The sequence below is a fragment of the Gordonia marina genome (assembly GCF_052036135.1).
Classification (GTDB): domain Bacteria; phylum Actinomycetota; class Actinomycetes; order Mycobacteriales; family Mycobacteriaceae; genus Gordonia.
Map to the genome: position 1 here is coordinate 1 of NZ_JBPSDN010000023.1, position 20,198 is coordinate 20,198.

Annotated in this window: 20 protein-coding genes and 1 pseudogene; 5 read left to right on the top strand and 16 right to left on the bottom strand. The window is 68.7% G+C overall.

The features are described 5' to 3' along the window. Positions 1-120 (top strand): annotated as a pseudogene (locus ACSEEN_RS14520) (IS30 family transposase); the annotation flags it as partial. Between the two features lie 982 nt (positions 121-1,102). Here the strand turns inward: ACSEEN_RS14520 and ACSEEN_RS14525 are convergent. From ACSEEN_RS14525 to rsmD, 7 genes are all read right to left on the bottom strand, one after another. Beyond that, on the bottom strand, positions 1,103-2,023 hold the full coding sequence (locus ACSEEN_RS14525; RefSeq protein WP_440713556.1) for a hypothetical protein: 921 nt from the start codon (positions 2,021-2,023) through the stop codon (positions 1,103-1,105). A 184-nt stretch (positions 2,024-2,207) separates the two neighbouring features. Then, positions 2,208-3,083, bottom strand: coding sequence for a bifunctional DNA-formamidopyrimidine glycosylase/DNA-(apurinic or apyrimidinic site) lyase (mutM, locus tag ACSEEN_RS14530; protein ID WP_440713557.1), 876 nt, complete (start codon positions 3,081-3,083; stop codon positions 2,208-2,210). Continuing rightward, on the bottom strand, positions 3,076-3,816 hold the full coding sequence (rnc, locus tag ACSEEN_RS14535; RefSeq protein ID WP_440713558.1) for a ribonuclease III: 741 nt from the start codon (positions 3,814-3,816) through the stop codon (positions 3,076-3,078). Before rnc ends, mutM begins: the two co-directional genes overlap by 8 nt. Then, the gene (locus tag ACSEEN_RS14540; protein WP_298443826.1) at positions 3,813-4,319 is read right to left on the bottom strand and encodes a YceD family protein; all 507 of its coding nucleotides are present in this window, start codon (positions 4,317-4,319) and stop codon (positions 3,813-3,815) included. The genes rnc and ACSEEN_RS14540 overlap by 4 nt, the downstream gene beginning before the upstream one ends. A gap of 105 nt (positions 4,320-4,424) precedes the next feature. Continuing rightward, positions 4,425-5,219: a DivIVA domain-containing protein gene (locus ACSEEN_RS14545; protein WP_247867471.1), complete on the bottom strand. Its 795-nt coding sequence runs from the start codon at positions 5,217-5,219 to the stop codon at positions 4,425-4,427. Positions 5,220-5,337: 118 nt separating this feature from the next. Further along, complete coding sequence (coaD, locus tag ACSEEN_RS14550; RefSeq protein WP_247867470.1) at positions 5,338-5,826, bottom strand: pantetheine-phosphate adenylyltransferase; 489 nt, start codon at positions 5,824-5,826, stop codon at positions 5,338-5,340. A 20-nt stretch (positions 5,827-5,846) separates the two neighbouring features. Then, a complete protein-coding gene (gene rsmD, locus ACSEEN_RS14555; protein ID WP_298443815.1) occupies positions 5,847-6,398 on the bottom strand; it encodes a 16S rRNA (guanine(966)-N(2))-methyltransferase RsmD in 552 nt (183 codons plus the stop codon). Positions 6,399-6,586: 188 nt separating this feature from the next. On the opposite strand from rsmD, the gene ectA reads away from it, so the two are divergent. From ectA to ACSEEN_RS14575, 4 genes are all read left to right on the top strand, one after another. Next, positions 6,587-7,114 (top strand): diaminobutyrate acetyltransferase, encoded by a 528-nt coding sequence (gene ectA / locus ACSEEN_RS14560; protein WP_371308112.1) that lies wholly within the window; start codon positions 6,587-6,589, stop codon positions 7,112-7,114. Positions 7,115-7,122: 8 nt separating this feature from the next. Next, positions 7,123-8,418, top strand: a complete 1,296-nt coding sequence (gene ectB / locus ACSEEN_RS14565; protein ID WP_440713559.1) for a diaminobutyrate--2-oxoglutarate transaminase — start codon at positions 7,123-7,125, stop codon at positions 8,416-8,418. Beyond that, on the top strand, positions 8,415-8,819 hold the full coding sequence (locus ACSEEN_RS14570; protein WP_298443809.1) for an ectoine synthase: 405 nt from the start codon (positions 8,415-8,417) through the stop codon (positions 8,817-8,819). Before ectB ends, ACSEEN_RS14570 begins: the two co-directional genes overlap by 4 nt. Before the next feature lie 73 nt (positions 8,820-8,892). Beyond that, on the top strand, positions 8,893-9,774 hold the full coding sequence (locus ACSEEN_RS14575; protein WP_440713560.1) for a Sir2 family NAD-dependent protein deacetylase: 882 nt from the start codon (positions 8,893-8,895) through the stop codon (positions 9,772-9,774). Positions 9,775-9,781: 7 nt separating this feature from the next. On the opposite strand, the gene ACSEEN_RS14580 is transcribed toward ACSEEN_RS14575, so the two are convergent. The 9 genes from ACSEEN_RS14580 to ACSEEN_RS14620 form a co-directional block, all read right to left on the bottom strand. Continuing rightward, a complete protein-coding gene (locus ACSEEN_RS14580) occupies positions 9,782-11,536 on the bottom strand; it encodes an acyl-CoA dehydrogenase family protein (RefSeq protein WP_440713561.1) in 1,755 nt (584 codons plus the stop codon). 51 nt (positions 11,537-11,587) lie between these two features. Further along, positions 11,588-12,127, bottom strand: coding sequence for a sugar O-acetyltransferase (locus tag ACSEEN_RS14585; RefSeq protein ID WP_247867455.1), 540 nt, complete (start codon positions 12,125-12,127; stop codon positions 11,588-11,590). Further along, positions 12,127-13,242 carry a glutamate 5-kinase gene (proB, locus tag ACSEEN_RS14590; RefSeq protein WP_247867454.1) on the bottom strand — a complete coding sequence of 372 codons (1,116 nt, stop codon included), beginning with the start codon at positions 13,240-13,242 and terminating at the stop codon, positions 12,127-12,129. The genes ACSEEN_RS14585 and proB overlap by 1 nt, the downstream gene beginning before the upstream one ends. Then, positions 13,239-14,726, bottom strand: a complete 1,488-nt coding sequence (gene obgE / locus ACSEEN_RS14595; protein WP_440713562.1) for a GTPase ObgE — start codon at positions 14,724-14,726, stop codon at positions 13,239-13,241. The genes proB and obgE overlap by 4 nt, the downstream gene beginning before the upstream one ends. Before the next feature lie 113 nt (positions 14,727-14,839). Beyond that, entirely contained in the window at positions 14,840-15,103 is a 264-nt protein-coding gene (gene rpmA / locus ACSEEN_RS14600) for a 50S ribosomal protein L27 (protein WP_247867452.1), read from the bottom strand. Positions 15,104-15,128: 25 nt separating this feature from the next. Then, positions 15,129-15,443 carry a 50S ribosomal protein L21 gene (gene rplU, locus ACSEEN_RS14605; protein ID WP_247867451.1) on the bottom strand — a complete coding sequence of 105 codons (315 nt, stop codon included), beginning with the start codon at positions 15,441-15,443 and terminating at the stop codon, positions 15,129-15,131. A 196-nt stretch (positions 15,444-15,639) separates the two neighbouring features. Further along, a complete protein-coding gene (locus tag ACSEEN_RS14610; protein ID WP_440713563.1) occupies positions 15,640-18,876 on the bottom strand; it encodes a translation initiation factor IF-2 N-terminal domain-containing protein in 3,237 nt (1,078 codons plus the stop codon). Positions 18,877-19,191: 315 nt separating this feature from the next. Then, a complete protein-coding gene (ndk, locus tag ACSEEN_RS14615; RefSeq protein ID WP_440713564.1) occupies positions 19,192-19,608 on the bottom strand; it encodes a nucleoside-diphosphate kinase in 417 nt (138 codons plus the stop codon). 50 nt (positions 19,609-19,658) lie between these two features. Then, entirely contained in the window at positions 19,659-20,156 is a 498-nt protein-coding gene (locus ACSEEN_RS14620; RefSeq protein WP_247867448.1) for a hypothetical protein, read from the bottom strand. Positions 20,157-20,198 lie beyond the last annotated feature (42 nt).

Genomic DNA, 20,198 nt, shown 5'->3' on the forward strand with positions numbered 1-20,198 from the left:
CTGTACCTCGAAGCGATCGCCCGCGAGCTCAACGAGCGGCCACGGCAGTGCCTGGGCTTCTACACTCCACGGGAAGTCTTCGAACGCCTACTGAAGGACAACGTTGCTTCCACGAGTTGACACCGCCCAATCTTGTGCTCGAAGTTGATTCCCTCGGGCGCGGTCAGTGCGAGGTCAGCCTGCTCGATCACGAGGTCTATTACCGAGTCGCCGGGCGAACCCCAGGACTGGTTCCCCTCACCAGGGAAAGTGTCGTTGAATATCCGGTCCAGGTCAGCGTTCGTGATCGAGGAGGAGTTCCTCTTCCAGTGCAGAAGCGAGGTCAACGTGACGTAGTCCGGGTCGTCGTCGCCCTTGGTGTACTCGAGAATGTTCCGCACAAAAGGGATCGAGGCGACGCGCTGCATACCGTCGCTGAAGAATTTCTTCTTGAACCCGTGGATAAACGGGTTCTTGACGTGTGCTGCCTGGTTGAGAACCACTCCCGACGCGCCCTTATGCGCCATGAAGCACCGCTTGTATGAGACGACTCCACGGCTCAGGAGAGTCCGAAAGAAGTCGAAGTTGTGCGTCAGAAGGATGAGCTTGAAGTCGGCATGCTCGGACATTTCCTTGAGGTACTGGATGATCGCATACTTGTTCTTGTAGTCGAACGAGTCGGCGAGGTCGTCGATGATGAAAATGGTCTCGCGACCCGCTGCCTTGCGGGCCTCCATCTCGAACAGGACGTTTAGTATGTAGAGGGCCTTCTTCTCGCCGTTACTCAGGACTGCCAGCAGGTCGTCGCGCTCGACTCTCGTCGAGTCGCCACCCTCCTCGAACTCGAAGACGAGCTTGAGAATGGTCTCCTGGCCGAGCGTCACCCTATGCTTGTTCTCCGCGCTAAGCCGGAACGGCACGAAGAACCGCTCGTTGAAAATCTTGATCACCTTCTCCCACTGAGTGCTCTCAGCTGCGGCCTGCTGCTCGATCTCTTTGCGGCGAACTTCGGTCTCCTTGAAGCTCGCCACGACCCGGTCGAACAGCTCCTGATGGGTCTTGAAATACGACTTCCAGACATCCTGACGGAACGTGGAGACGTTCGCGAACTCCGCGAGGAGATCTATCCGGCCCGCGATGAAGTCGAAGAACTTGGGGTGTCGATATTCTTCTGCAGGGCCTTCTCGACCGCGTCCAACTTCTTCCGGAGCGCATCGTCTGCGGTGATGCGCTTCTTCTCTTCCGTGATCAGCGCCGTCAGATCGGCCGCGCTGTTCACGACCCGGGGCGTGTCCTCACCGTGCAGCAGCAGGGAGTGGTTGGCCGCGAAGAAGCCGTTATCGCCGAGGCTCTTCGTCACGTTGGCCGCGTTGTAGTAGCTGAACGAGGCCCGGCTGAAGAACGCGGACTCGTCGAGGAGCTCGTTGAGCCGGGTGACGTACTGCTCCAGCTCAGATTGCAGCGCCGGAGACTTGAGGATTGCGTCGACCTTGTCGTTGAGGAGAAGGTCGTACGGCAAGTCGGCGAAACGCGCGTCCTCCATCTGCTCGACCTCGTAGCTCACCCGCACGAGCGCGTCGAAGAATTTGTCACTGTCGTGCATGAACACTTGCGATACGGTCTTGGCTACGTCCTGCTTCGTGCCAGCCTGAGCCTTGACAGCCGCCACCAGCTCGTCCCGCGCGTTTACGAGGTCGACTTGCAGCCCCTCGTACTCCTTGCGGAGCGCGGGATTCACGAGAAGGGTAGAGGTCTCCTCAGTCGGCCCCACCTCCTCTTCATAGGACAGCACCACGACAACGTCCGAGGAGTCGATGTCGCTGCCATTCTCATCAGTCACACTTCGACACGTTTCTCGATCCGGGAACATCCGGTCCTTCGTCTCGACGCTGGTGGATAGATCCCGGAAGGTTCGGGCGAAGGAGGTCTTCATCGTGCCGTTCGGCGCATAGATCGCGGCCGCACTGCTGGTCTCGAAGTCGAACGTCGCCTTCAGTGATCGGATCCCATGACAGTTCTTAAGTACAACGTTCAGTGTCTTCATGGTCACCAATGTGGGGGGGTGCAGACAACTGTCATTACTACGGTCGAGAGCCTCCGATTGATCATCGCGCGACCGGCACGTATGAGCGGTAACGCGGCCCATACGCCGGGACGAGATGAGGGCGAGATTCAACGACAATCCAACCCACCGCGTAGGCTCGCGCTCGTGTCCGGCCCTTAGTCGGCTATTCAGTCCTCCGACGCCGGGGCTGCGGTTGACAGACCGGACAATAGAACGAGCTCCGGTTCATGAACGACTCCCGCACCATCGGCGTTCCGCACCGCGCGCACGGTTCCCCCTCTCGCCCATACGCGTTCAGCGCGCGCTCAAAGTACCCCGACTCCCCATTCACGTTCACATACAGGTCGTCGAACGACGTGCCGCCGACGGAGATCGCCTCGGACATCACCTCGCGCGCGAAGAACAGGACCTCGTGCAGCTTTGCCCTGCTCAGCCCACGGGTACGACGGCGTCCGTGCACCTGTGCGCGCCAGAGCGCCTCGTCGGCGTAGATGTTGCCGATTCCGGCGACGACGGTCTGGTCGAGCAGCGCCCGTTTGATCTCGGTGTCCTTGCGGCGCAGCACGGCGACCACCGCGTCCGGGTCGTAGGCCGGCTCGAAGGGATCGGGAGCGATGTGCGCCACCGACTCCGGGACCAGCCGAGAGCCGGCATCGACAAGATCATCCAGGTGCCAGCCGCCGAACGTCCGCTGGTCGACGAAGCGCAGCTCGTTCCCGTCGTCCAGGTCCGCCCGGATTCGCAGGTGCACGGGGTCTGGCGCACCGGACTCGGCCATCAGCATCTGCCCGCTCATCCCCAGGTGCACGACGACGGCCACCTCGTCCGCGGCGTCGGCCGCGGTCAGCCACAGATACTTGCCGCGCCGGTCGACGCTGCGGATCGTCTTGCCGCGCAATCTGTTTCGCAGGTCGTCGTCACCCAGCAGATGCCTGCGCGCGGCCCGGGGATGGAGCACTGCGACGTCGCCGATACGTCGGCCGGTCAGATGGGTGGCCAGACCCATCCGGATGGTCTCGACCTCGGGAAGTTCAGGCACTCTTCCCGCCGGGCCCCTCGCCGGGTTCGCCCTCGCACTGCTCGTCGTTCAGCGCCTTCCAGGCGAGCGCGGCGGCCTTCTGCTCGGCCTCCTTCTTGGTCCGTCCGACCCCGGAGCCGCAGGCCCGGCCGCCGACGACGGCCTCTGCGGTGAACTCCTTGTTGTGGTCCGGCCCGGTCGAGGTGATCTGGTAGTGCGGCACACCGAGGCTGCGCGCGGCCGTCAACTCCTGCAGCGAGGTCTTCCAGTCCAGGCCGGCACCGAGTTCGCCCGACCGCGAGATCACCGGCTCGAACAGCCGCAGGATCACGTCCTTGGCGACGGCGATCCCATGATCCAGGAATACCGCACCAAACAGCGACTCCAGCCCGTCGGCCAGGATCGACGCCTTATCGCGACCACCGGTCAGCTCCTCGCCGCGCCCCAGATACAGGTGCGCGCCGAGCCCGCGGGGCCCCAGATCGCGGGCGACGTCGGCCAAGGCGTGCATGTTCACCACGCTGGCCCGGATCTTCGCCAGTTCACCCTCCGGCCGGTCGGGGAAACCCAGGTAGAGGCGCTCGGTCACGACCACCCCGAGCACGGCGTCGCCCAGGAACTCCAAGCGCTCGTTGGTCGGCAGGCCGCCGTGTTCGTAGGCGTACGAACGATGTGTCAGGGCCAGGGTCAGCAGCTCGTCACTCAGGGTGACGCCGAGCGCTCCGGTGAGCTCGGCCGGGTCGGCTTTGCTCACGCCTGCTCCTCCCCGTCGCTCTTCACGCCGTCGCCCTTCAGCTTGTCGGCCAGCGCGGCCCAGCGCGGATCGATGACGTCGTGCCCGTGACCGGGCTCGGCGTCGGCCAGCCGGACCCCGCACTCGACGCACAGGCCGGGGCAGTCGGCGTCACAGACCGGCGACAGCGGCAGTTCGGTACCGACCAGGTCGATCACGAACTGCTCCAGGTCCACTTCGTCGTCGATCAGCCGGGCGACGTCCTCCTCGTCGGTCGTCTGCTCGGTCGCGCTGTCCGGGTAGGCGAACAGTTCGGTGAGGAAGACGTCGACCTCATCGCCGAGCGGTTCCAGGCAGCGCCCGCACTGACCTTCGGTGGCCGCGCTGACGGTGCCGGTCACCAGGACGCCCTCGGAGACGGACTCCAGCCGCAGGTCGAATTCGATCTCCCCGCCAGCCGGAATGCCGATCATCTCGGCCCCGATCCGCTCGGGCGCGGCGAAGGTCCGGTGGACCTCGACCATCGAACCGGGACGACGCGGCAGGCTGCGCACGTCGATCACGAACGGGCTCTCAGAAGGAAAACGACTCACGAGGAAGGATTTTACCTCCCGAAGCCGATCGGGTGGTCAGCCCGCCATCGGGGCCGGCGCCGGACGCGGTCCGCCGTAGCCGGGAGCGTCGTGCGAGTACTCGACGTAGTCGTGCATGGCGGCGCCGGTCCGGAGCTGCTGGCGACCGCGGTTCACCGACCGCAGGGTGCCGGTGAGGACCTCCTCGAAGCCTGCCAGCTTCTCGTCGACGTAGACGTCGCATTCGCCGCGCAAGCGGTCGGACTCGGCGTAGGCCGCGTCGACGATGCGCTCGGCCTCCGACTTGGCCGCCGCGACGACCTCGGTCTCGGAGACCAGGCGCTGCTGCTCGGCGATACCGTCGGAGACGGACTTCTCGTAGTTGGCGTTGCCGGCCTCGATCGCGCGGGCCGCCTCGGCGTGCGCCCGGCCGGTCACCGCGTCGTACTCGCGCTGCGCGCTGTGCTGCAGACGCTGGGCGTCGTCGGCGGCGGCCGCGCTGATCGACTGCGCGTGCGCGGTGGCCTCCTCGACCATGCGGTCCGCGCGCGACTTGGCGTCGGCGAGCATCCGGTCGGCCTCGGCGCGCGCGTGGCTGACCATGGCCTCGCTGTCACGCTCTGCGGTGGTCACCAGGTTGTCGGCGGTCTCGCGGGCGTTGTGCAGCAGGGTGTCGCGGTCGTCGAGCACGTCCTGCGCGTCGTCGAGTTCCTCGGGCAGCGCGTTACGCAGATCGTCCAGCATCTCGCGGACGGCCTCACGCGGGACGACGCAGTTCGCCGACATCGGGACGCTGCGCGCCTCTTCCACGACGGCCATCAGCTCATCCAGTGCTTCGAACACGCGGTACATGGTTACCCCTTATCCGGCGCAGTACCGAGGACTGGCCTGGTTTGAAAGTACTGAGGCCATTGTGCCGAATGGTGCAAGTGTGACTAGGGAGGCTCGCGGGGTGTGTCGCGGTTTCGCCTCAGACCCGGCGGACGCCCGTGATCCGGTCCATCAGGGCGGTGTGGATCGCCGGCGACAGGTACGGCGAGGCGTCGCCGCCGAGCTTGGCGACCTCCTTGACCAGCGAACTCGACACGTGCGCGTACCGCGGGTCGGTCAGCATGAAGAAGGTCTCTGCGCCGGACAGTTCGCGGTTCATCTGCGCCATCGGCGACTCGTAGGCGAAGTCCGTCTCGGCGCGCAGGCCCTTGACGATGGTGGTCGCGTCCTCGTCGCGGACCAGGTCGACCAGCAGACCCGACCAGCTGCGGACCTCGACGTTGGCCAGGTCCGCGCAATCGGCGCGGATCAGCTCGATGCGCTCGTCGACGGTGAACATGCCCTGCTTGTTCGGATTGACGACGACGGCGACGATCACCCGCTCGAACCGCGCGGCGGTCCGCTCCACCACGAATCGGTGGCCGAGCGTGAACGGGTCGTACGAGCCGGGACAGACAGCGGTACTCATGGACGCCGAGCCTACCGGCGTCAGTGCACCGGCCGGCCCAGAGTGACCGTGGTGTCCCCGTAGGTCTTGGCCGCGACCGGTTCCAGACCATCGGGCCAGACGACGTCGTCGCTGCGGCTCGCCCGCTCCAGCACCACCCAGGCGTCCGGCGCGAGGTGGTCCCGCAACGCGGCGAGCGCGCCGGAGACCTCGGCCGAGCTCAGCGCGTACGGCGGGTCGAGGAACACCAGGTCGTAGCGTTCGCCGGGCGCGGCGAGGAAGGCCGCCGCGGTCCGTTGCACCACGCGGGCCCGGGACTGCGCGCCGCAGACCGCGATGTTCTCCCGGGCCACGGCCGCCGCGCGGCGGTCGGCGTCGACCAGCACGGCGCTCTCGGCGCCGCGGGACAGCGCCTCGAGCGCCAGCGCACCGGTGCCCGCGTAGAGATCGAGGACGCGGACGCCCGCGATGTCCATCCGGGCGCCGAGCATCGACGCGATCGCCTCCCGGACGCGGTCGGACGTCGGGCGGGTCGAGTCGGCGGGCGCGGCGAGGCGGCGGCCACGGAATTCTCCGGCGATGATTCGGGGCATGGTCCCTCGATTCTAGTGGTCGGCCCACCACGCCGGGTCCCGGTCGCGTCGGTGCCCGCCACCGCCGGGCGTTCGCTTGTGACATATGCCACAGCCACCCTCTGAGCAGTAACGCAACCGGCCATCCGGCGATATTGACGACCGGCTCGGTTGCTTATGAAGATCTTCTCGATAACGTCGGAATGGTCATGGATCCGGCTCAACCGAAATCAAGACAGGACCGCGGCACCGATATGACCTATCGGCCGCCGACGGTCGCCGACGGAATACGACTGCACGCCATCGCCCGCGATTCGGCGGTGCTGGACGTCAATTCCGGATATGCCTACGTGCTGTGGTGCCACGATTTCTCGGGGACGTCGATCGTCGCCGAATATCAGGGCCGCGCAGTGGGATTCGTGACCGGTTATCGAAAGCCGAGCCGGCCGGATGTATTGATGATCTGGCAGGTGGCCGTCGACGCCGATCAGCGTGGCCGGGGAATCGCCGCGCGCATGCTCACCGACCTGTTCGAGCGCTGCCGCGCCGACGGCGTGACGAGCATGCAGACCACCATCAGCCCGGACAATCTCGGATCGCAGCGCCTGTTCGCCGCGGTCGCGAAGACTTTGGGCCTGGGATTCCACCGTGAATCCCTGTTCGCCGCCCACGACTTCCCGGATGCACATCTACCAGAGGATCTGTACATCCTGGCGGCGGACGTTCACCCTGAATAAGGACAACGATGACGACAATCGAAAAGCACCTGGACGACACCACCTTCGCCACCTACGAATCCGAAGTCCGCTCGTACTGCCGCAACTGGCCGGCCGTCTTCGACACCGCCGAAGGCGCGTGGCTGACCAGCGTCGACGGCAAGCAATATCTGGATTTCTTCGCCGGCGCCGGAGCCCTGAACTACGGGCATAATCATCCCGCGCTGGCCGAACCGCTGATCGACTATCTGGTGCGCGGCGGAATCACTCACGGCCTGGACATGTCGACCCGCGCGAAGGGCGAATTCCTGCGGACCTTCGCCGACAAGATCCTCACCCCACGCGGCTTGGACTACAAGGTCCAGTTCCCCGGACCGACCGGCACCAACGCCGTCGAATCGGCCCTCAAGCTGGCCCGCAAGGTGACCGGCCGAGAGTCGATCATCAGCTTCACCAACGCCTTCCACGGCATGACGCTCGGCTCGCTGTCGGTCACCGGCAACGCCGCCAAGCGGGCCGGTGCCGGCGTCCCACTGGTGCACACCACCCCGATGCCGTTCGACAACTACTTCGACGGCACCGTGGAGGACTTCGGCTGGTTCGAGCGCGTGCTCGACGACCAGGGCTCGGGCCTCAACCGCCCCGCCGCGGTGATCGTCGAGACCGTGCAGGGCGAGGGTGGCGTCAACGTCGCCCGCACCGCCTGGCTCCGCGCCCTCGCCGAGCTCTGCCACGACCGGGAGATCCTGCTGATCGTCGACGACGTCCAGATGGGCTGCGGCCGCACCGGCGAGTTCTTCTCCTTCGAGTTCGCCGGCATCACCCCCGACATCGTCACCCTGTCCAAGTCGATCGGCGGCTACGGTCTGCCGCTCGCCCTCACCCTGATGAAGCCCGAACTCGACGTCTGGGCGCCCGGCGAGCACAACGGCACGTTCCGCGGCAACAACCCGGCCTTCGTCACGGCCACCGCGGCACTGAACCAGTTCTGGTCCGACGACCTGCTGACCCGCGACGTGCACCGCAAGGGCGCCATGATCGCCGAGGTCTTCGAGGAACTGGCGACCACCCACGACGGCGTCTCGCACCGCGGCCGCGGCATGGTCCGCGGCCTGGTGTTCGACGAACCCGGGCAGGCCGGCGAGGTCTGCGCGCTCGCCTACGAGGCGGGGCTGCTGGCCGAGACCTCCGGACCGGAGGATCAGGTGGTGAAGCTGCTGCCGCCGCTCACCATCGACGAGGACGACCTCGACCACGGCCTGGGGATCCTGGCCGACGCCGTCGCCCAGGTGAACCCGGCCCGCACCTCGGGGGTGACCGCATGATCGTCCGGACGACCGCCGAGATCACCGGCACCGAGCGCGACGTCGCCGACGGCCACTGGCGTTCCAAGCGGATCGTCCTGGGCGGCGACGGGGTGGGCTTCTCGTTCCACGAGACCACCATCGAGCCGGGCTCGGTGAACAACTTCCACTACGCCAACCACGTCGAAGCCGTCTGGCTGCTGGAAGGCACCGGGACACTGATCGACCGGGAGACCAGCGTCGAGTACAAGCTGTGCCCGGGCACCATGTACCTGCTCGACGGCCACGAGCGCCACACCGTCGTCGTCGATCAGGCCAGCCGCCCGATGCGGATGCTGTGCGTGTTCAATCCCCCGGTCGTCGGCACCGAGGTGCACGACGAGAACGGCGTCTACCCGCTGGTGACCGTCGGCGCCCCATGACCGTCGAGCGGCCCGGCCCATGATGGTCGAGCGGAGTCGAGACCCCTACCGGTGACTGTGGAACCATCGAGTCATGCGCACGGCACCGTCCTGGACCCCGGCCGAGCCCACGGCGCCCGACAGCGATCCGGCCTCGCGCGCCGCGGAGCTGGCCGGGTTCCTCGCCGGCCGGTGCACGCTCGCGCTGACCGGCGCGGGACTGTCGACGCCGTCGGGTATCCCCGACTACCGCAGTCCCGGTGCTCCCCCGCGCACGCCGATGACCATCGGGCAGTTTCTGGGGTCCGCCGATTTCCGCAGGCACTACTGGGCGCGCAATCACCTCGGCTGGCGGCACATGGACGCCACCGAGCCGAACGACGCCCATCGGGCGCTCGCCCGGCTCGAGGCCGCGGGCCTGATCAGCGGGGTGCTGACCCAGAACGTCGACATGCTGCACCTCAAGGCGGGCTCGCGAACCGTCCTCGACCTGCACGGCTCGTACGGGCGGGTGATCTGCCTGGACTGCGGGCACCGGGTCTCCCGGCACGTCCTCGACGCCGCGCTGGAGGCCGCCAACCCCGGATTCCGCGAGCGGGTATCCGGACGCGGCGCCATCGAAGTGGCACCGGACGCGGACGCGGTACTCGAGGACACCGCGAGTTTCGTCACCGTCGACTGCGCCCGGTGCGGGGGCACGCTCAAGCCCGACATCGTCTACTTCGGCGAGAACGTACCGAAACCCGCTGTCGCGCAGGCGTATTCGATGGTCGACGACGCCGACGCGCTCGTGGTGGCCGGCAGCTCGCTGACCGTGATGAGCGGCCTGCGGTTCGTGCGGTACGCGGCGCGCCGCGGCAAGCCCGTCGCGATCGTCAACCGCGGCGCCACTCGCGGTGACGAGTTCGCGACCCTTAAGATCGATCACCGCTGCGAGGTGATCCTCCCCGGCGCGGCGGCCGCACTGCTCTCGTGAGCGCCCGTCAGGCGGGCATCACGTAGGCGCCGTCGAGCGCCCTGACCCGGCCCCACACGCGGTCGAACACCGCGGCGTCGGCGACCGGCCGGGTGACGGCGTCCAGCGCCCACGCCTGCTGCTCCGCGGTGGCCGTGGGCTTGCCGTACAGGTCGACGGCGTAGCCCGAGAAGTCCCGGATCTGGAAGTCGAAGATCCGGTCCAGGACATCATCCGAGACGCCGGTCAGCGCTGCCTGCTCCAGGATCAGCTGGCCGTAGACGACGAGGCTGAACAGATGCCCGATGGTCAGCACGAAGTCCAGATCCTTCTGCTGCTCGGGGCTCGGCGGCGCCGTCATCAGCAGGCTCTGCAGGGCCTTGGCCTGCTCGTAGAACACCGCGACGTTCGGCACGTCGCCGCGCGCCTGGAAGGCCGGCCGCCAGTCGGCGAACCGCACCTTGCCCGCGCCGCCGACCGGTCCCTGTGCGAAGAAGAACTCCTCGTCTCCGGCATCCAGCCGGGTGCCGATCTCCGGGTACTCGGCGGGGTTGAACAGGTAGTTCGGCATGAACTTCAGGATCTGGGCGACGTTCACGTGCACCGTGCCCTCCAGCCGCGGGAGCCAGCCGATGTAGCGGTTCGCCCCGTGGAAGTAGGTGTTCTTCTCGTATCCCTTGGCCGCGACGACGTCGAGCAGCAAGGTCATCACCTTCTCGCCCTCGGACGTGACCTTCGACTTGGTGACCGGATTGAACAGCAGGTAACGACGGTCGTCCAGGCTCGCGCTCCGGAAGTAGTCGACGGCACGGTCACTGAACAGCTTCATGGCGGTCAGGCGGGCGAAAGCGTCGACGAAGTTGCCCTGCACGTGCGAGAAGACGGTCACCGGGTTGCCGTACAGGATCCGGTTGTTGGCGTGGGTGATCGCCTCGTACAACGAGTGCTCACACATGCCGATCGAGCCGTGGCACAGGTTGAACTTGCCGACGTTCACCGTGTTCAGGGCGGCCGCGAAGGCCTCCTTACCGGTGTGCAGGATGTCGTCGGGACCGATCGGATAGTCGACCAGCTCGAAGGTGGAGACATACATCTGGCCGTGGACCACGTTGTCGATCAGGCGGTACGCCGGGTGCCGGCTGTCGACGGCGAAGAACACGTAGCCGTCCGGCCCCTCGATGTCGGCGCGGCGGCCGAACACCGACACCATGCCGGCGACGTTGCCGTTGCCGATGTAGTACTTGGTGCCCGAAGCGGTGAAGCCCGTTTCCCCGCCCGTCGCTTCGCTCGCCCCGGTGTCACCTGCTCCCACCGGGGTGAGGATCATGTCGGTGCTGTACACGTCGGCGCCGTGCTCACGCTCGGACAGGCCGAAGGCCATCACCTCGCCGTCGAGCAGTTGCCGCGCGGCCTTGGTCTTCGCGATCTCGTTGTCCGACATCCAGATCGGTCCGAGTCCGAGGATGGTCACCTGCTCGGCGTACCAGTACGCGAGCCCGTAGAAACCGAAGATCTCGCTGAGCGCGGCGTTGCGAGCGGCGTCCCAGCGCCGGTTCGGATCGCCGCCGGAGTAGGCGGCCGGGGTCAGGAAGGTGGCGAACAGCTTCTCGCGCTTCTGGAACTCCAAGAAGTCGGCGACCCACTCCGCGTCCCGATCGGCCCGCAGGAGACGCTCCTTGCCGTACGACTCGAAGAAGTCGATGGTCGCCCGCAGCAGCCTGCGGGTCTCCGGGTCGAAGTGCGCGTAGTCGGCGGTCGCGGGATTCAGCAGAGCTCCGGTCATGCGTCAACACTAGGTCATGCCTACCGACGAGTCAGGAGGACCCGGCAGTGCTCACCATGTGCGGACGGCGCCCGCCTTCGGCCCGGCGACCAGCGTCCGCGGTGGCACGTCGTCGGCGACGACGGCCCCGGCGGCGATCACCGAATCCTGCCCGATCGTGACGCCGGGCAGGATGGTCGCGCCCGCCCCGACCCACACGTTCTCCTCGAGCACGATCGGCGCACCGGTCAGATACAGCTTCCGGTCGGCCGGATCGACCGGATGCCCGCTGGTGATGAACGTGACCCCGGGGCCGATCATCGTCCGGTGGCCCAGGGTGATCCCGGCGTTGTCGAGGAGCGTGCAGTTCTGGTTGAGGAACACCCGGCCGCCGAAGGTGATGTTCCGGCCGTCGTCGGTGAAGAACGGCGGATAGATCGTCACATCGCCGGGCAGCGGGCGCCCGAGGATCTGCGCGAACAGCGCCGCCTTGCCTGCCTCGTCGTCGAACGGCAGCGTGTTGAGACGCGAGGTCAGCGCGGTGACCTCCATGACCCGCTCGTGCATGGCCCGGAACTCGGGACCGTGGATCTCGATCGTGTGCGGAATCATCAGGTCCGGACCAGGTCGTTGGCGTGGATCACCGGGCGGCGCAGGTCGGAGGGGAGGTCGTCGCCCGACTTACCGGCCATCGCAGCGATGTCCTCGGCGTCGTACGACGACACGCCGCGCGCGCAGACCACCCCGTCCGGGCCGGCCAGCTCCACCACGTCGCCGCTGGAGAAACTGCCGCTGACCCCGGTGATCCCGGCGGCGAGCAGCGAACGGCGCCGACCCACCACCGCGTCCACGGCGCCCGCGTCGATCGTCAAGCGCCCCAACGACTCCGCGGCATGGCGGACCCAGAACTTCCGCGCCGACAGGCGGCGTGGGCGAGCCGCGAAGACGGTGCCCACCGAGGCATCGGCCAGCGCACGAGAGGCGTCCGAGGCCGCGGCGAGCAGCACCGGAACCCCGGAGTCGGCGGCTAGCCGGGCGGCGGCGAGCTTGGACGCCATGCCCCCGGTGCCGAGCGCTCCCCCGGAGCCGGCGATCACCCCGTCGAGATCCTCCGGTCCGGCGACCTCCGGGATGAATCGGGCGGGCTCACCGTCCGGCCCCGGCTTCCGCGGGTCGCCGGTGTACAGCCCGTCGACGTCGGACAGCAGCACCAGCGCGTCCGCACCCGCGAGGTGCGCGACGAGGGCGCCGAGCCGGTCGTTGTCGCCGAAGCGCAGCTCGTTGGTGGCGACGGTGTCGTTCTCGTTGACCACCGCGACGGCGTGCAGCGCCCGCAGCTTGTCGAGTGTGCGCTGCGCGTTCGCGTGGTGGGCGCGATTGGAGACGTCGTCGGCGGTGAGCAGCACCTGCCCGACGGTCCGGCCGTACCGCGCGAACGAGAAGTCCCACGCCTGCGCCAGCTTCAGCTGTCCGACGCTGGCGGCGGCCTGTTTGGTCGCCAGATCGGCCGGACGCTTCCGCAGGCCCAGCGGCGCGATGCCCGCGCCGACGGCACCCGAGGACACCACGACGATGTCGCTGCCCTCCCGCATCCGGGCCTCGAGGGCGTCGACCAGCGCGTCGAGCCGGGCGCGGTCGAGGCCGGTCTCCAGGTCGGTGATGGCCGACGAACCGATCTTGACGACGATGCTGCGGGCGGTGGCGAGGGCGGCGCGCACCTCACTCATCTTTCGTCTCCGTCGGCGGTCCAGCCCAGGCTCTCCTCACCCTCATCGGAGCTCTGGCGGCGCAGCTTCCGGGCGGCCTTGCGGTCGGCGGCGCCGATGCGCTCGTTGCGCTCCAGCCGGATGTCGGTGCCGCGACCGGTCAGCGGCACCTCCTCGGCCATCGGCACGGACGGCTCCCAATCGAAGGTCATGCCCGCGATCGTCACCGCGGCGCCGGCCCGCGCACCGCGCTTGACCAGCGCGTCTTCCACGCCGAGCCGACCCAGTCGGTCGGCCAGATAGCCGACGGCCTCGTCGTTCTCGAACTGGGTCTGCCGAATCCAGCGCTCGGGCCGCTCGCCGCGCACGATGAACCCGCCCTCGATCTCCGGGTCGTTCTCGATGGTGAACTCGGCACGGTCGACGGCCTTGGGCCGCAGCACGGCCCGGCGCGCGACCGGCTTCTCCTGATCGCGCCGATAGTCGGCGACCAGCTTCGCGAGCGCGAACTTCAGTTCCGGCAGGCCCTGATGCGTCACCGCGGACACCCGGAACACCGGCCAGCCCCGTTCGGCGATCTCGGCCTCCACCAGGTCGGCCAGCTCGGCCGCATCGGGGATGTCGATCTTGTTCAGCACGACGATCCGGGGCCGGGTCGCGAGGTCGCCCAGCGACTGGTCCGCCGCCAGGACCGGCTGGTAGGCGGCGAGTTCGGCTTCGAGCGCATCGATGTCGGACACCGGATCGCGGCCGGGCTCCAGCGTCGCGCAGTCAACGACGTGCGCCAGCACCGCGCACCGCTCCAGATGCCGCAGGAAGTCCAGGCCGAGGCCACGGCCCTGGGAAGCACCGGGGATCAGCCCGGGCACATCGGCGACCGTGAACGTCTCCTCACCGGCGGTCACCACGCCGAGGTTCGGCGCGAGCGTCGTGAACGGGTAGTCGGCGATCTTGGGCTTGGCCGCCGAGAGCACCGACACCAGGGACGACTTGCCGGCCGAGGGGAAGCCCACCAGGCCCACGTCGGCGACCGACTTGAGCTCCAGGACCAGTTCGCGGTCCTCGCCCGGCTCGCCGAGCAGCGCGAACCCGGGCGCCTTGCGGGCCTTCGAGGCGAGCGCCGCGTTGCCGAGGCCGCCCCGGCCGCCGTGGGCGGCGACGAACTCGGTCCCCTCGCCCACCAGATCGGCCAGCAGGGTGCCGTCGGTGTCGAGCACCACGGTCCCGTCGGGCACCCTGAGCACCAGCGACTCGCCGTTGGCGCCGCTGCGGTTCCCGCCCTCACCGGGCTTGCCGTTGCCGGCCTTGGCGTGCGGCCGGAAGTGGAAGTCCAGGAGCGTGTGCACCTGCGGGTCCACCACGAGCGTGACGTCGCCGCCGTTGCCGCCGTTGCCGCCGTCCGGGCCGCCGAGCGGCTTGAACTTCTCGCGGTGCACGGAGGTACACCCGTGGCCGCCGTTACCGGCGTGGGCGTCGATGGTCACGCGGTCGACGAAACGCGACATGACGTGTGCCTCCTTCAGGACTTCGGGTTGAGAAAAACGACGACAGGGCGGGTCAGGGATTCTTCAAACCCTGCCCCGCCCTGTCGGCGTAGAGCGAATGTGTGACGTCCGGGTCAGACCGCAGCCGAGTCCGGGACGATGTTCACGGTCTTGCGGCCGCGCTTGACGCCGAACTGGACGGCGCCGTCGGCCAGGGCGAACAACGTGTCGTCGCCACCGCGGCCGACGTTGACGCCCGGGTGGAACTTGGTGCCGCGCTGGCGGATCAGGATCTCGCCGGCGCTGACCTGCTGGCCGCCGAAACGCTTGACGCCGAGTCGCTGGGCATTGGAGTCGCGACCGTTGCGCGAGCTGGATGCACCCTTCTTATGTGCCATGTTCTCAGTCCTCCTAGAAAGTGTGTCAGGCGTTGATGCCGGTGACCTTCAGGACCGTCAGGCGCTGACGGTGACCCTGGCGCTTGTGGTAGCCGGTCTTGTTCTTGAACTTGTGGATCCGGATCTTCGGGCCCTTGACGTGCTCGACGACCTCGGCCGAGACCGAAGCCTTGGCCAGCGCGTCGGCGTCGGTGGTCAGGGTGGCCCCGTCCACGACGAGCGCGACCGGCAGCTCGACGGACCCGCCCGGCTCGACCTCGATCTTCTCGACCTTCACAGTGTCGCCCTGAGCGACCTTGTACTGCTTACCGCCGGTCTTGACGATGGCGTACGTTGCCATTCCCGCTGTCCTCTTAACTCGTCTATCGGGCCGGGGCGCAGGTGTCTGCGTCCGGCGTACATCGGTGTTCTTGCGTCCCCGGCTCCATCCGGGGATCCTCCCGCAGCTGCGCACACCAGCGCGCTCGCCTGCGGAAGGCGACCTGTCAAGGCTACGGTACGCAGCTCGACCAGGTCAAACCAGACACGCGGCCGTGTCAGGCTTGCGCGGGCGGGCTCGCCGTAACATTCGGCCCGCTCACGGTGCTCCCGGCGCCGGCCCGCCGCGACGTGCGACGACGCGGCTTGCGCGTCACCTCCACCACCGGCGCCTCGGTCTGCGCGGCGACGGTGGTGACCGGTGTCTCAGCGGTCACCACGAGCGGTTCGGCGGGTGCCGACGGTGCCGACGGGCGACGGGTCGCCCGGCGACGGCGCCGCACGACGGCCGGCCCGCCCTCGGCGGAGGGAGTCTCGGCCGACGGTGCCTGGGCGGCCGATTCCGCCGCGACGGCCTCGGCTTCCGGGGCCGCTGCCCCGGCGAGCACCGCTTCGACGACCTCGGTCTGGACCACCAGGCCCGCGACGACCGCGGTCTCCTCCTCGGCTCGCACCTCGGCGGCCTCGACCACCTCGGTGACGGTCTCGATCACCTCGACGGACACGCCCTCGGCCAGCGCCGCGACCGCGGTGAACGCCGACTCGGCCTCCGCGGCGAGCGCCGCGGCGGCGTCGTCGACGGCCTCGACCATCGCGCCGGTCTCGTCGTCCTCGTGGTGCGCCATCGCCTTGAACAGCGGGTGCTCGGCGGCCGGCTTGTGCGCCTTGCTCTCGACGACCGGCGCCGGAGCGTCGGCCTTCTCGCTCTTGCGCTTGTTCCGCCGCGACCGCTTGGACCCGCCCTCGCCCGGCGTCTCGCCGCCGGAGCGGACCTCGACGGGGTTCTGGTGCACGATCACACCGCGCCCGTGGCAGGTCTGGCAAGTGGTGGAGAACGCCTCCAGCAGACCGGTGCCGAGGCGCTTGCGCGTCATCTGGACCAGGCCGAGCGAGGTGACCTCGGACACCTGATGGCGGGTCCGGTCACGTGCCAGCGCCTCGGTGAGGCGGCGCAGCACCAGGTCGCGGTTGGATTCGAGGACCATGTCGATGAAGTCGACGATGATCATGCCGCCGATGTCGCGCAGCCGCATCTGGCGGACGATCTCCTCGGCCGCCTCCAGGTTGTTGCGGGTGACGGTCTCTTCGAGGTTGCCGCCCGCCCCGGTGAACTTGCCGGTGTTGACGTCGACGACGGTCATCGCCTCGGTGTGCTCGATGATCAGCGTGCCGCCGGAGGGCAGCCAGACCTTGCGGTCGAGCGCCTTGGTGAGCTGCTCGTCGATCCGGTAGACGCCGAAGACGTCGGACGCGGTGGGCGACTCCTTCTCGAAGCGCGTCACCCGCTCGGACAGGTCCGGCGCGACACTGGTGACGTAGCCGGACACCTGGTCCCAGGCCTTCTCGCCTTCGATGACGAGCTTGGTGAAGTCCTCGTTGAACAGGTCGCGGACCACGCGGACCAGCAGGTCCGGCTCCTCGTAGAGGGCACGGGTGGTACCCGATGCCTTCGCGGTGTGCTCGGCGGCCGCGGCCTCGATGCCCTTCCACTGGGTCTCCAGCCGGGCGATGTCGGCACCGAGTTCCTCGGCGCTGACGCCCTCGGAGGCGGTGCGGATGATCACCCCGGCCTCGTCCGGCACCAGCTTCGACAGGATCGACTTGAGCCGCTTGCGTTCGGTGTCGGGCAGCTTGCGGCTGATCCCGGTCGACGTCCCGCCCGGCACGTACACCAGGTAGCGGCCCGCGAGGGAGATCTGCGTGGTCAGCCGGGCACCCTTGTGCCCGACCGGGTCCTTGCTGACCTGCACCAGCACGTAGTCGCCGGGCTTGAGCGCCTGCTCGATCTTGCGGGAACCGCCGTCCAGGCCGGCCGCCTCCCAGTTGACCTCGCCGGCGTACAGGACGCCGTTGCGCCCGCGGCCGATGTCGACGAAGGCGGCTTCCATCCCGGGCAGCACGTTCTGCACGCGGCCCAGGTAGATGTTGCCGACCATCGACTGGCTGGTCTCGGTGGTCACGAAGTGCTCCACCAGGACACCGTCTTCCAGGACGGCGACCTGCGTGTAGTCCTCGGTGGGTGCGTGCGGATCGGCGGCGGCCGCGGCCGGATCGACGACGCGCTCGCGCACCACCATCACCCGTTCGACGGCCTCGCGGCGCGCCAGGAACTCCGACTCGGAGAGGATCGGCGGGCGACGGCGCCCGGCGTCGCGGCCGTCGCGACGGCGCTGGCGCTTCGCCTCCAGGCGCGTCGATCCGGAGATGCCCTGCACCTCGTCGCGGACCTTCTTGGCGCGCGGCTCACGCTCGTGCACCACGGTGTTCGGCGGGTCGTCCGGCGAGGCCTCCTCACCGTCACCCGCGCCGCCCTTGCGGCGCCGGCGCCGGCGGCGGCGCTTGCTGGTCGGGGTGGCGGCCTCGTCACCGTCACCGTTCTCGCCCTCGGCGTCGGCGTCGTCGGCGGACGTGTCCTCGGCGGCGGTCTCGCTCGAGTCGCCCTCGGCGGGCTGCTCTTCGTCGGCGGCGGCCTTGGCCTTCTTCGACTTGCCCTTCTTGCGGTCGCCGCACTTCTCGTCGGCACGCTGGTCGGCGGCCGGTTCCGCCTCGGCCGCCGCACTCTCGGCGGCCTCCGCGGCCGGGGTCTCCTCGGCCGGTGCCTCGGTGTCGGCCGCGGAGTCGTCGGCGGCGCCGTCGGTCTCGACGGCGTCACCGCGGCCACGACCGCGGCCACGGCGGCCGCGACGGCGACGGCGCGCACGCTGCTGACCGTCCTCGGTGTCGTCGGCGTTCTCGGCCGTGTCGGCGCCCTCCGGCTGCTCGGCCTCGTCGGCCTGCTCGGCGGCGGTCTCGCCGGTCTCCACCGGCTCGGCCTCGGACTTCTCCGGCGCAGTGGACTCGGTCTCGGGGGTCGCGGTCTTGCTGGTCCCGGCCGCGGCCTTCTCCGGCTCGGGCGCGGTCTTCGGCGCCGACGGCGGCAGGAACAGCGGCGACACCTCGGCCGCGACGGCCCCGGCAGCGCTCGGTTCCTCGACGGTGATCGCCGAGAACAGCGACTCGGTCACCGCCCCGGCGGGTTCAGCCGCCGGCGCGGGCTCGGCCGCGAGTTCGGGTTCGGCCGCCGGCTCGGCCTCGGGCGGCGCGGCCAGGCGGTCGGCGACCGACTGCGCCTGCTCGCCGCTGATCGACGAGGACGCCGAGCGGGCGACGACGCCCAGTTCATGCAGGTGCGCGAGCACGTCCCGGCTGGTTACCCCCAGCGTGCGGGCGAGTGCGTGCACACGAAGTCGTGCGGGAAATGCTTCCGCCGAATTGTCCGACGGCTGTGCGTCGGTCGGCGACCCGGTATCGGTCACGTGGTCTCCTTCAGACCCCCGGGCGCGTCGGCGAAAATCGCACCGACGCGGCCACGCGAGGGCCCTTCCCTATGTGTGCGGCCGTCTCCGGCCGGGTGTTATGTGGTCTTCGCGTCGCTGACGACGCCTTGCTTGTCGACGATCACCGCGCCGGCCGTGGGTAGACAGCCGCTGCGCTGGTAGTCGCATCGAAGTCACCAAAGTGTGATGTCTCCGACGAGGCAAGTATCCCACACGTTCACCCGTTTCCCGCACACGGCCGGGAATCAGGACCCTCCCGCGCCGCGTCGGCAGGGAGGTTGATCAGGCGATCTGTCAGGAATTCAGCGAGGGAAACCAGAGCGCGATCTCGCGCGCGGCGGACTCGGCCGAGTCGGACCCGTGCACGATGTTGAACTGGGTCTCGAGGCCGAAATCGCCGCGGATGGTGCCCGGGGTGGCCTTTTCGACGGGATCGGTGCCGCCGGCCAGCTGCCGGAAGGCCGGGATGGCCCGCTCGCCCTCGACGACAATCGCGACGACCGGTCCGGAGGTGATGAACTCCAGCAGCTCCCCGAAGAAGGGCCGCTCGGCGTGCTCGGCGTAGTGCTCGGAGGCCAGCTCGGTGGTCACCTGGCGCAGTTCCAGAGCGGCCAGGCGCAGCCCCTTGCGCTCGATGCGGGAGATCACTTCGCCGATCAGCGCACGCTGGACGCCGTCGGGCTTGATGAGAACGAGAGTCTGTTCAGTCACGAGGTCACACTGTAGCGGGCGCGACGTCGCGCGGCACGGTGTGGCCGCGTCTACGGGCAGTACTGCCGGTCGACCGACCAGACGCCGTACTGGAACAGATTTCCGCCGCCGACGTTCGGATCGATGATGATCTGCACGCAGGCGCCCTTGGTCTTCACCGCGGCCGTCAGCTCGCGGTCCATCTGGGCGGCGAGTGCGTCGTTGGCCGGACGGTACGACGGCGGGACCGGCAGCGCCTTGATCCGGCCGGCCGGGTCCTGCGCGGCGAGCCACAGCGTCGCACTGCGGGTGGCGAGGTAGCCGAAGGCACCGGCCGGCACCGGCATCGGCGCGCCGGGGACCACCTCGTCGTCGGTCTGATCGAGCGGCGCGGCGGGCATGGCATTGCGCAGCCCGGGATCGGGCGTGCCGCCGCGCTGCAGGTCCGCGGTATCGAGGATGGTGTGCGGCTGCCCGCCCGCCTCGCTCGCTCCCGGCAACGCTCGCGCGGGCGCGGCCGCCAGGACCATCGCCACGACCGGCAGGACCACGGCCAGCACCATTCCCATTCGACGAGTTCTCGTCATGTCACCGCTTCCCGCATTCCACCC